This window comes from Kitasatospora sp. NPDC048715, assembly GCF_043198905.1.
GTDB classification, from domain to species: Bacteria; Actinomycetota; Actinomycetes; order Streptomycetales; family Streptomycetaceae; genus Kitasatospora; species Kitasatospora lactacystinica.
The window spans coordinates 241156-253017 of the sequence record NZ_JBICVH010000011.1 but is presented as its reverse complement, the minus strand read 5'-3'; the positions used below and the strand labels follow the sequence as shown (position 1 = coordinate 253017).

The window sequence follows — 11862 nt, the reverse complement described above, 5'->3', positions numbered from 1 at the left end:
TCCGGCCCTCGCGCGGGAGCTGACCGGGATGATGGCCGAGGACGGCGCGGCCGCCCGCCTGGCGAACAGCCCCGACCTGGCCGAACAGGCGGCCTGGCGCCGGCTCACCGCCCGGCACGGGGACCGGCTCGCGGAGATCATGGCGGCGCACGGCTGGCCGACCGAGCGCACCGTCGGCCCCGAGGCCGCCCGGGCGGCCTGGCTGGTGGCGCAGCACGCGGACCGGCAGCTCGACGTCCAGCGGCAGGCCGCGGCGCTGATGGGCGGGGCCGTCGCCAGGGGCGAGGCGAGCGCCCGCGACCTGGCCTTCCTCCAGGACCGGCTGGCCGTCAACGAGGGCCGGGAGCAGCGCTACGGGACGCAGATCGGCGCGGTGACGGACGGCCGCCCGGTGCCGTGGCCGTGCGAGGAGCCCGAGCGGCTGGACGAGCGGCGCGCCGAGGCGGGCATCGAGCCGTTCGACGAGTACACCGCGCGGTTCGCCCCGAAGTAACCGTCACGTCCGCCGGTCGGGATTGACTCTTGCGCGCGGCCGTCCGCGCCGCATTGACTGACCTCCGACCAGCGCTGCTGGTCAAGGGTCGGCTGAGTGGACGAGAGGACGATCGGTGCGGCAGTACGCGCAGTACCCGGAGCACGGCGACCAGTACATCGACGGCGAGTGGCGGCCCTCCGGTGACACCGGGTCGATCACCGTGCTGAACCCGGCGACCGAGCAAGTACTGGCCACGGTGCCGGCCGGCGGTCCGGCCGACGTCGACGCGGCGGTGACGGCGGCCCGCCGGGCGGCCCGGAGCTGGGGCTCCACCACCCGCGAGGAGCGGCTGGCCCTGCTGACCCGGCTGCGGGACGGGATCGCCGCCGCGCAGAACGAGATCACCGAGACCGTCGTCGCCGAGCTGGGCTCGCCGGTCGGCTTCGCCGGGGCCGTGCACGCCGGGCTGCCGCTCGCCGTGGCGACCTCCTACCTGACCCTGCTCGCCGAGCACCCCTTCGAGGAGCGGATCGGCAACTCGGTGGTGCACGCCGAGCCGGCCGGGGTGGTCGCGGCGATCACGCCCTGGAACTACCCGCTGCACCAGATCGTGGCCAAGGCCGTCCCGGCGCTGGCGGCCGGCTGCCCGGTGGTCCTCAAGCCGGCCGAGGACACCCCGCTGGTGGCCCGGCTGTTCGCCCGGCTGGTGCACGAGGCCGACTTCCCGGCCGGCACCTTCCACCTGGTGACCGGCACCGGCGCGGTGGCGGGCGCGGCACTCGTCGGGCACCGGGAAGTGGACCTGGTCTCCTTCACCGGCTCCACCGCCGTCGGCCGGCAGATCGCCGAGACGGCCGGCCGGGGGCTGAAGCGGGTCTCCCTGGAACTGGGCGGCAAGTCCGCCAACGTGGTGCTGCCGGGCGCCGACCTGGCCCGCGCAGTCAAGGCCAACGTCGCCAACGTCTTCGCCAACTCGGGCCAGACCTGCAGCGCGCTGACCCGGCTGCTGGTGCACGAGGACCAGTACGACGAGGCGGTCGCCCGGGCCGAGGAGCTCGCCGCCCAGTACCGGCCGGGCGACCCGACCGACCCGCGGACCCGGATCGGCCCGCTGGTCAACGCCAAGCAGCTGGACCGGGTGCGCGGCTACATCGACGGCGCGCTGGCCGAGGGCGCCCGGCTCGTCGTCGGCGGCTCGGAGCCCGTCGCCGAACTGCCCACCGGCTACTACGTCCGCCCGACCGTGCTCGCCGACGTGACCCCGGAGATGACGGTGGCCCAGGAGGAGGTCTTCGGCCCGGTGCTGGCGATCCTCCGCTACCGCGACGAGGACCACGCCGCCGAACTCGCCAACGGCACCCCGTACGGCCTGAGCGGCGGCGTCTGGGCCCGCGACACCGACACCGCCGCCGCCTTCGCCCGCCGCCTCGACACCGGCCAGGTGGACCTCAACGGCGGCCGCTTCAACCCGCTCGCGCCCTTCGGCGGCTACAAGAACTCGGGCCTCGGCCGGGAGCTGGGCCGCCACGGGCTGGAGGAGTTCCTCCAGTACAAGTCCCTGCAGTACTAGCCGCACCGGGCCGCCGCCCGCGTCCGGGAGGTGGAGACCGGGCGGGGCGGAGCCCGGCGAACGGCCGACAGCGGACAGCGGACAGCTTTCAGAGTTCAGCGAACAGATGACAGATGACAGATTTCGAAATCTGTCATCTGTTCGCCGTCTGCCGTCCGCCGTCAGACCAGGTCGACGCCCGGGTAGAGCGGGTACGGGGCGAGCAGGTCGGCGGCGCGCTTGGCGGTGGCGTCGCGGAGGGCGGCGTCCAGGCTGTAGGCGGCCTTGGACGGGGAGCCCTTGGCGGTGGTGGTGGGGGTGGTGGCGCTCAGGACGGTGTGGATCAGGTCGGCGATCTCGTCCATCTCCGCGGTGCCGAGGCCGCGGGTGGTGAGGGCCGGGGTGCCGAGGCGGACGCCCGAGGTGTACCAGGCGCCGTTCGGGTCCAGCGGGACGGAGTTGCGGTTGGTGACGATGCCCGAGTCGAGCAGGGCCGCCTCGGCCTGGCGGCCGGTCAGGCCGTAGCCGGAGACGTCGGCGAGGACCAGGTGGTTGTCGGTGCCGCCGGTGACCAGCTTGCCGCCGCGGCGCAGCAGGCCCTCGGCGAGCGCCTGGGCGTTGGCGACGACGGCGCGGGCGTAGGCCTGGAACTCGGGGCGGCGGGCCTCGGCGAGGGCGACCGCCTTGGCGGCCATGACGTGCGAGAGCGGGCCGCCGAGCACCAGCGGGCAGCCGCGGTCGACGTGCTCGGCCAGTTCGGACTGGCACAGCACCATGCCGCCGCGCGGGCCGCGCAGGGACTTGTGGGTGGTGGTGGTGACGATGTGGGCGTGCGGGACCGGGTCGTGGTCGCCGGTCAGCACCTTGCCCGCGACCAGGCCGGCGAAGTGCGCCATGTCGACCATGAGGGTCGCGCCGACCTCGTCCGCGATCTCGCGCATCCTGCGGAAGTTCACCAGGCGCGGGTAGGCGGAGTAGCCGGCGACGATGATCAGCGGGCGGAACTCGCGGGCGGTTTCGCGCAGCGCGTCGTAGTCGATCAGGCCGGTGGCCGGGTCGGTGCCGTAGCTGCGCTGCTCGAACATCTTGCCCGAGATGTTGGGCCGGAAGCCGTGGGTGAGGTGGCCGCCGGTGTCCAGGGACATGCCGAGCATCCGCTGGTTGCCGAGCTCCTGGCGCAGCCGCGCCCAGTCCTCCTCGGTGAGGTCGTTGACGTTGCGCACCGCGGCGCGCTCCAGGGCTGGGCTCTCGACCCGCTGGGAGAGGACGGCCCAGAAGGCGGTGAGGTTGGCGTCGATGCCGGAGTGCGGCTGGACGTAGGCGTGGTCGGCGCCGAACAGTTCGCGGGCGTGCTCGGCGGCGATGCTCTCGACGGTGTCGACGTTGCGGCAGCCCGCGTAGAAGCGGCGGCCGACGGTGCCCTCGGCGTACTTGTCGCTGAGCCAGTTGCCCATGGTGAGCAGGACCGCCGGGGAGGCGTAGTTCTCGCTGGCGATCAGCTTGAGCGAGGCGCGCTGGTCCGCCAGTTCCTGGCCGATGGCGGCGGCGATCCGGGGTTCGACGCCGGCGACCACGTCGAGGGCGCTGCGGAAGGCGGTGTCGGCCGCGGCGGAGGCGGCGGTGTGGGGCTGCTGGGCCATGGCGGTCTCCTGGTGGGGATGCGGGGGCCCAGGCGCTCGGCAAGTTCACGTGAGGATTCACGGGGCCGCTTCCCGATGGTTGATTCCATCCCTACGCGCCAGTTGCGGCCCACCGGGATCGTACCAACACCGGAGGGACTGTGGCGGAGGTCTCAGAATGCGGAACGGGCAGTCCGCTATGTGCTGCTATGTCCGTTCTTTTGCAACGCCGGTGTTTCGGCGAAATGAAGCCGCCACATATCCCGAAACAGTTCCGCAGGAATGAGCCGAACGACCGTCGAAGGTGATTTGCGGAACCTCGGACGCATCCGATCCAATGGCGCTCGAACGGCCGCCGGGAAAACCCCGCGACGCCGTACCGGAAATGCACACCAGCGCACCCTCACCCATGGGGCGGCGGAGAATTCGGGGGTTACGCCTCATGGCAGCGGTCGACACCGTCCCAGGCACCACGGCCGGGCCCGCGCCCGCCGCCGACCCCGGCCTGCTCCGCCGGATCCTGCGGGACCGGGTCGGCGGCGCCGCCCTGGCGGTGGTGGTGCTGTTCCTGCTGCTCGCCCTCGGCGCCCCGCTGGTCGCCGCGCTGTACGGGAAGAACCCGGTCGACCACTACGGCCAGAACGTCCCGGGCCTGCTCAGCGACAGCGGACTGCCGATGCTGCCGAACGGCGGGATCTCCGGCGACTTCTGGTTCGGCCTGGAGCCCGGCCTCGGCCGGGACGTCTTCACCCAGCTGCTGTACGGCATCCGCACCTCGCTGCTGATCGCCTTCGCGGCCGCCGCGGTGACCACCACCCTGGGCGTGCTGGCCGGCGTCGCGGTCGGCTACCTGGGCGGGATCACGGACCGGCTGTTCGGATTCCTCGCGAATGTGCTGCTGGCCTTTCCCACGCTGCTCCTGCTGCTCGCGCTCAGCCCGGTGATCCAGTCCCGTTTGGTCGACCCGGGCACCGCGGAACCGGAGTGGATGCAGTTCCTGGTGCTGATCCTGGTTTTCTCGGCGTTCGGCTGGATTCCGCTCGCGCTTTCCCTGCGGGCCACCGTCCGCTCACTCCGGGAAAGGGATTTCGTGCAGTCCGCACGGGCCCAGGGCGCCGGCCGGTTCCATGTCGTCGTCCACGAACTTCTTCCGAATGTGCGCTCGCAGCTGCTGGTGCACGCCACCATGGCGGTGCCGACCTTCGTGGCCTCCGAGGCCGCGCTGTCCTTCCTCGGCGTCGGCATCACCGAGCCGGTCCCGGACTGGGGACGGATGATCGCGCGCGGCTCCGAGGTCTTCCAGGCCGACCCCACCTACATGGTGTTCCCCGGCGTGGCGCTGCTGCTGTTCGTCATCGCCTTCAACCTGCTCGGCGACGCCGTCCGGGACGCGCTGGACCCGCGCGCCCGCACTGCCCGCTGACCCCCTCGCCTCCTCCCATCCATCAACCCGAGCCCGCCCCGGCACGATCCGCCGGGGCAAGGAGAGATTCGCCATGCGCTGGACCAGACCGTCCCTCGCCGTCATCGCCACCGCCCTGCTGGCGACCTCCTGCTCGGCCGGCGCGGGCAGCACCACCGGCTCCGGCGGCGCCGCCGGGGCCTCCGCCAAGGAGACCTCCCCGCTGACCGCCGTGCTCGGCAGCGAGCAGGAGAGCGCCGGCCCGGCCCCGGCCGTCCCGGGCGCCCGCGCGGGCGGCACGGTGAACGTGTACAACAGCGTGGAGTTCCGCCACCTCGACCCGCAGAAGGTCTACGCGGGCGCCGCCTACAACGCCTCGCTGCTCTGGGGTCGCCAGCTGACCCAGTACCAGGTCGTGGACGGCAAGGCCAAGCTGGTCGGCGACCTGGCCACCGACACCGGCACCCCGGCCGACGGCGGCCGCACCTGGACGTACCGCCTCAAGCCGGGCGTCGCCTGGGAGGACGGGCAGCCGATCACCGCCCAGGACGTCAAGTACGGCATCGAGCGCACCTTCGGCAAGGGCTACGAGGTCGGCCCGCCGTACTGGCCGCAGTGGCTCACCGGCGAGGCCGGCTACGAGGCGGCGCGCACCAAGTACGCGGGCCCGCAGGCCGGCGACCTGGACGCGATCGAGACGCCGGACGAGCGCACGATCGTCTTCCACTTCCCGCAGCCGCAGGCCGACGTCCCGTACATGGCCGCGCAGTCCTCCTCCTCCCCGGTGCGCCGGGACAAGGACACCGGGACGGACTACGACCGACTGCCGTTCGCGACCGGGCCGTACCGGATCGTCGAGCACGTCCAGAACACCCGCATGGTGCTGGAGCGCAACCCGGCCTGGAAGCCCGAGACGGACCCGATCCGCAGCCAGTACCCGGAGAAGTTCGTCTTCACGTACGGCAAGGAGGCGCTCAACCTCAACCAGGAGATCCTCTCCGGACGGGACGGCGGCGCCAACGCCACCACCGCCTCCGACACCCTCTCCGCCGAGCTGTACCAGACCACCGACACCGACCCGAAGGCCAAGGAACTGGTGGTCTCCGGACGGCAGGGCGCCTTCGTCACCCAGCTGATGATCAACAACGAGCGGGTGCCCGACGTCGAGGTCCGCAAGGCGCTGCACCTGGCCTACCCGCGCCAGCAGGCCCGCCAGGTCCAGGGCGGCGCCCGGACCGGCGAGCTGGCCACCACGCTGAGCTCCCCCGCGCTGATCGACTACCAGAAGTACGACCTCTACCCGGCCAGGCCCGAGGGCGACCCGGAGGCTGCCAGGGCCGCGCTCGCCAAGGCCAAGCAGGCGCCCGGGAGCCTGACCTACGCGTACCGGAACACCCCGACCGGGCAGCGCGTCGCGCAGGTGCTGGTCGATGGCTTCGGCAAGGCCGGGATCACCGTCGTGCCCAAGCCGGTCGACCCCAAGGCCTTCCTGGACGAGGTGCACCGCACCGACTCCCCGTACGACCTGTTCGAGGAGACCAGCTCGGTCGACTGGCCGACCCCGTCCACCCTCGTCCCGTTCTCCTTCGACGGCCGGGCCGGCAGCGACATCAACTCCGCGCGCTACCGCAACCCGGAGGTCGACAAGGAGATCGACCGGATCAACCAGATCGGCGAACCCCGCGCCAAGGCCAAGGAGCTGTACGCGCTGGAGCAGACCGTGATGAAGGACCTGCCGGTGCTGCCGTTCGCCTACCCGACGGTCAACCAGCTGCGCGGCAGCAACGTCGGCGGGGCGTTCGTCCACCCGATCTACGGGACCGTCTCGCTGGCCTGGCTGTACCTGAAGTCCTGAGTGCCGGGGCCCGCTCCCGTTCCCCGGGTTCCCCGGTTCCACGGCGGAACGGGGGCGGGCCCCTTCCCCCTCCCTCTCGCCCGCTCCCTCTCGCCCGCTTCCCGCTCAGCTGCTCGCCCTTCGCGCGCCTCCCCCGTCACGTCGACCCCGGATCGGCCATGCTCTCCTTCGTCCTGCGGCGGACCGCCCAGGCCCTCGCGGTCCTGGTCGCGGTCTCCGCCGCCGCCTTCGCCCTCTTCTACGCCGCGCCCGCCGACCCGGCCCGCGCCGCCTGCGGCCCGCGCTGCGACAGCGGGCAGGTCGCGGCGGTGCGCCAGAGCATGGGCCTGGACCAGCCGCTGCTCACCCAGTACACCGACTACCTGGTCGGAGTGGTCGCCGGGCGGGACATCGGCGACGTGGACGGCTCGACCATCCACTGCGACGCCCCCTGCCTCGGCTACTCCTACCGGCTGCACCAGCCCGTCACCGAGGCACTGGCCGACCACCTGCCCGTCACCCTCTCGCTGACCGCCGGGGCGCTCGCCGTCCTGCTGGTGTTCGGCCTCGGCACCGGGTTCGTCTCCGCGCTGCGGCACGGGCGGCGGACCGACCGGCTGCTCTCCGGCTTCACCCTGGTCGGCGCGAGCGTGCAGATCTACTTCCTCGGGTACGTCGCGCAGTGGCTGCTGGTGTACTCCACCGGGCTGCTGCCGCTGCCCTCCTACACCCCGCCGGCCGAGGACCCGGCCGCCTGGGCGGGCGGGATGCTGCTCCCCTGGTTCGTCCTCGGCTTCGTCAACTCGGCCGTGTTCGCCCGGCTTTCGCGCTCGCAGCTGCTGGAGACGATGAACGAGGAGTACGTCCGCACGGCCCGCGGCAAGGGTCTGGGACGGCTGCGCGCCCACCTGAAGTACACCTCTCGCGGCGCCGCCGGCCCGCTGGTGCAGCTGATCGGGCTGGAGGCCGGGGTGCTGCTCGGCGGAGCCGTGATCACCGAGACGGTGTTCGGGCTGAACGGGGTCGGACGGTTCGCCGCGGAGGCCGTCGCCGGGCAGGACCTGCCCGCCGTGGTCGGCGCGGTGCTGCTGGCCGCCTGCTTCATGGTGCTGTTCGTCGCGCTGGCCGACCTCGCGGTCGCCTGGCTCGATCCGCGTGTGCGGCTGAGCTGATGGGGAGTCCTTCGATGAAATCCACTGTTCCCGGGGACGGCGTGCGGCGCGAAGGGGCGAAGGGCACCGCGGCGGGGAGCGACGAGCCGGTGCTGAGCGTCCGCGACCTGACCGTCGCCTTCGCCGACCCGCGCGGCGGCGCACCCGTGACCGCCGTCCGGAACCTCTCCTTCGACCTCGCGCCGGGTGAAGTCCTGGGCCTGGTCGGCGAGTCGGGCTCCGGCAAGTCGACCGTCGGGCTCGCCGTCCTCGGTCTGCACGACCCTCGCACCACCACCGTCACCGGCTCGATCCGGCTGGGCGGACAGGAGGTCGTCGGTGCCGAGGAGTCCGCGCTGCGCGGGGTGCGGGGCGGACGGGCCGCGCTGGTCTTCCAGGACGCGCTCACCTCGCTCAGCCCCTTCCACGGCGTGGGCGCCCAGCTCGCCGAGATGTACCGGCTGCACCACCCGGGCACGGGCCGCGCCGAGGCGGGCCGGCGGGCCGCCGAGATGCTCGACCGGGTCGGCATCCCGGCGGCCCGGAGCCGCGACTACCCGCATCAGTTCTCCGGCGGCATGCGCCAGCGGGTGATGATCGCGATGGCGCTGATGAACGACCCCCGGCTGATCATCGCGGACGAGCCGACCACCGCCCTGGACGCCCGCGTGCAGCGGCAGGTCCTCGACCTGCTCGGCGAGTTGCAGCGCGAGCACGGGACGGCGGTGCTGCTGGTCAGCCACGACCTGGGCGTGGTCGCCGGGACCACGGACCGCACGCTGGTCATGCGCGGCGGGGCCGGGATCGAGTCCGCGCCGACCGCCGAACTGCTGGCCGCGCCGCGCGAGCCGTACACCCGGGCCCTGGTGGGCGCGGCGCTCCGGCTGGACTCGGTGCCGGGCACCGCCCTTCCGACGGTCGACGAGCCGACACCCTCGCGGACGTTCCGGCCGCGAACCGTCGGGCGTCCCGAGCGCTGGCTGGTCGAGGTGGACGACCTGTCCGTGCACTTCCCGGGGCGCCGGCGCTTCCCTCGCCTGCGGGCCGAACCGGTCCGGGCGGTCGAGGGCGTCGGCCTGCGGATCGCCCCCGGCGAGACACTCGGGCTGGTCGGCGAGTCCGGCTCCGGGAAGTCCACCACCTCGCGGGTCCTGGCCGGGCTGCAACGACCCACCGGCGGAAGGGTGCTGTACGACGGCCAGGACGTCACCCGGCCCGACCGGAAGCTCCGGAAGCGGCTCAGCCGCGAGATCCAGCTGGTCTTCCAGGACCCGTACGCCTCGCTCAACCCGCGCCGGACGATCGGCCGGACCCTGGACACCCCGCTGCGCCTGCACACCTCGCTGGGCCCGGCCGAACGTCGGGAGCGCTCCGTCGAACTGCTGGAGCAGGTCGGGCTGGAGGCCGGGCACCTGGACCGCTACCCGCACGAGTTCTCCGGCGGGCAGCGCCAGCGGATCGGCATCGCCCGGGCGCTGGCCCCGCAGCCGCGGCTGATCATCGCCGACGAGCCGGTCTCCGCGCTCGACGTGTCGGTGCAGGCCCAGGTGCTCAACCTGCTGATGGAGCTGCGCGAACGGCTCGGCGTGGCGTTCCTGTTCGTCTCCCACGACCTCGCGGTGGTGCGGCACTTCTGCGACCGGGTGGCGGTGATGCACGGGGGCCGGCTGGTCGAGTCCACCGACCGGGACCAGCTCTTCGAGGCGCCGCACACCGAGTACACGAGGGAGTTGCTGGCGGCGGTGCACTGAGACGCTCCGGGCCGTCCGGCGAGTGGCCCGGCGGACGGCCCGGCGGACGGCTCTGCGGACGGCTCGGCGAGTGGTGTGGGAGTGAACGGGCAGGTCGTTCGCCGTTCGTTCGGCTGCGCCGGTCCGGCTCAAGACGCTAGCGTGCAGGCGATGTGACGTAGGAGACCGAGCAAGGAATCACCAACCGAGGAGGCACATTTGTCGGACGACCTGCTCATCGCAAAGATCAACCACGGCTTCGATCACCTCGACGCCGACGGCGACGGCCTGCTCACCGAGCGGGACCACGTCCTGATGGGCCTCTCGGTGGCCCGCTCGCTCGGCCACCAGGAGGGTTCCGAGGCCGAGGCCGTGATAGTCCGCGCCTACCTGACGACCTGGCACGACCTGCACCTCGCCCGGCTGCCCGCCGGCACCGAGGCGATCACCCGTCAGCAGTTCGTCACCTCGACCGGCTCGCTCGCCGACGACCCCGAGGCCGCGCGCGAGATCCTCGGCGCGCTCGCCGAGGCCTTCCTCGCCGTCGCCGACGCCGACCGCAGCGGGACGGTGGACGCCGGTGAGTTCTTCGTCTTCCAGCGCGGCCACTTCGCCGGCCTCTCCCGCGACGACGCCGACGAGGCCTTCCGCCACCTCGACACCGACGGCGACGGCGTGCTCTCCGCCGCCGAGTTCACCACCGCGATCATCGAGTTCTGGACCAGCCGCGACCCGGACGCGCCCGGCAACTGGTGGACGGGCAAGCCGCCGTACGCCTTCTGAGCCGTACGGCGGACGGCCCTCCCCCGTGAGCCGGAAGCGCGGGGGCGGGCCGCCGTTGACGTCGTGGCCGCCGTGGCCGTCCTGACTACTGTGGATGCCGTGGCCGCCGTGGCCGTCCTGACTGCTGTGGATGCCGTGACCGCCGTGGCCGTCGTCCGGGGCGGTGGTGGCGGGCCGGGCTCACCTCCGAGCGGACGGCTCCTTCGCCGGACGGGCCGGCCTCCCGGCGCGCGACGAGCCGCCCGAACGCCGGCTGACGCTCACCACCAGGCAGACGCCCGCCACCACGATCGCGCCGCCCGCGAGGGTCGGGCCGGTCAGCGGTTCGGCGAGGATCAGCCAGCCCAGCAGCACCGCGACCACCGGGTTCACGTAGGCGTAGGTGGCGACCAGGGTCAGCGGGGCCGACCGCAGCAGCCAGGCGTACGCGGTGAAGGCGAGCAGCGAGCCGAACATCACCAGGTAGGCGAGGGCCAGCCAGGACCGCCCGGAGATCGTTGCGAGGTCCAGCCCGTGCTGCTCTCCCCGGCCCAGTCCGATCACCAGGTCGCCGACTCCGCCGACCAGCATCTGGTAGGCGCTCGCGGCCAGCACGTTGTCGGGCATCGGGATCTTCTTGGTCGCGAAGGAGCCGGTCGCCCAGAGCAGGGTGGCAGCGATGATCATGATCACGCCGGTCGGCTCGATCGACCCGCCGATCGCGGGCGCCGACAGGACGCCGAGGCCGACCAGTCCGAGCAGCACCCCGGCCAGCTCGGCGGGCCTCGGGCGCTCGCCGCCGACCGCCGTGAGCACCACCATCCACAGCGGGACCGCGGCCACCAGCAGGGCGGCCAGCCCGGAGGGGACGGAGGTCTCGCCCAGGACCACCAGTCCGTTGCCGCCGGTCAGCAGCAGCAGGCCGACCAGGGCGGAGGAGGCCAGCTGCCGCTTGGTCACCTTCAGACCGGCCGGGCCCTGGCGCACCAGGAGGTAGCCGGTCAGCAGCAGGCCGGCGACGAGGAAGCGGGCGGCGGCGGAGAGGAAGGAGGGCATCGTCTCCACGGCGACCCGGATCGCGAGGTACGTCGACCCCCAGACGATGTAGACCACGAGGAGGGCCAGCCAGACCGCGCCGCCGAGGCGGGGGCCGCGGGCGGGGGCCGCCTCGGCCCTGACGGCGGCGTCGGCGGGGACGGGGCTGTCGGCGCGGACGGGGGCGTCGGGGCGGACGGGGGCGTCGGCGGGCGCGGGAACGTCGGGAGCCACGCCCGGGGTCGGGCCGGGATCCGCGGCCGGTTGGGAGGGTGAAGCGGGCGATGTCATGGGTGTCCCCCTTG

General features: G+C 73.1%; 9 protein-coding genes and 1 riboswitch. Of the genes, 7 read left to right on the top strand and 2 right to left on the bottom strand.

What is annotated here, in order from left to right:
- Window positions 1-28 precede the first annotated feature (28 nt).
- On the top strand, window positions 29-493 hold the full coding sequence (locus ACGFSC_RS22245; protein WP_359901753.1) for a DUF6624 domain-containing protein: 465 nt from the start codon (window positions 29-31) through the stop codon (window positions 491-493).
- Between the two features lie 115 nt (window positions 494-608).
- The gene (locus ACGFSC_RS22240; RefSeq protein ID WP_359901631.1) at window positions 609-2045 is read left to right on the top strand and encodes an aldehyde dehydrogenase family protein; all 1437 of its coding nucleotides are present in this window, start codon (window positions 609-611) and stop codon (window positions 2043-2045) included.
- A gap of 161 nt (window positions 2046-2206) precedes the next feature.
- Here ACGFSC_RS22240 and ACGFSC_RS22235 read toward each other — a convergent pair whose 3' ends face one another.
- Window positions 2207-3664 carry a glycine hydroxymethyltransferase gene (locus tag ACGFSC_RS22235; protein ID WP_359901634.1) on the bottom strand — a complete coding sequence of 486 codons (1458 nt, stop codon included), beginning with the start codon at window positions 3662-3664 and terminating at the stop codon, window positions 2207-2209.
- Between the two features lie 19 nt (window positions 3665-3683).
- A riboswitch (ZMP/ZTP riboswitch) is annotated at window positions 3684-3780 on the bottom strand.
- A 305-nt stretch (window positions 3781-4085) separates the two neighbouring features.
- Here ACGFSC_RS22235 and ACGFSC_RS22230 point away from each other — a divergent pair.
- The 5 genes from ACGFSC_RS22230 to ACGFSC_RS22210 all read left to right on the top strand — a co-directional run bounded on the left by ACGFSC_RS22230 (window position 4086) and on the right by ACGFSC_RS22210 (window position 10543).
- On the top strand, window positions 4086-5066 hold the full coding sequence (locus tag ACGFSC_RS22230) for an ABC transporter permease (RefSeq protein ID WP_359901637.1): 981 nt from the start codon (window positions 4086-4088) through the stop codon (window positions 5064-5066).
- Window positions 5067-5139: 73 nt separating this feature from the next.
- Window positions 5140-6900, top strand: coding sequence for an ABC transporter substrate-binding protein (locus ACGFSC_RS22225; protein ID WP_359901639.1), 1761 nt, complete (start codon window positions 5140-5142; stop codon window positions 6898-6900).
- 158 nt (window positions 6901-7058) lie between these two features.
- Window positions 7059-8051: an ABC transporter permease gene (locus ACGFSC_RS22220; RefSeq protein ID WP_359901642.1), complete on the top strand. Its 993-nt coding sequence runs from the start codon at window positions 7059-7061 to the stop codon at window positions 8049-8051.
- Window positions 8051-9781, top strand: coding sequence for a dipeptide ABC transporter ATP-binding protein (locus ACGFSC_RS22215; RefSeq protein ID WP_392863785.1), 1731 nt, complete (start codon window positions 8051-8053; stop codon window positions 9779-9781). Before ACGFSC_RS22220 ends, ACGFSC_RS22215 begins: the two co-directional genes overlap by 1 nt.
- 198 nt (window positions 9782-9979) lie before the next feature.
- Window positions 9980-10543, top strand: a complete 564-nt coding sequence (locus ACGFSC_RS22210) for an EF-hand domain-containing protein (RefSeq protein ID WP_359901645.1) — start codon at window positions 9980-9982, stop codon at window positions 10541-10543.
- 180 nt (window positions 10544-10723) lie between these two features.
- On the opposite strand, the gene ACGFSC_RS22205 is transcribed toward ACGFSC_RS22210, so the two are convergent.
- Entirely contained in the window at window positions 10724-11791 is a 1068-nt protein-coding gene (locus ACGFSC_RS22205) for an EamA family transporter (protein WP_359901648.1), read from the bottom strand.
- Window positions 11792-11862: the final 71 nt, after the last annotated feature.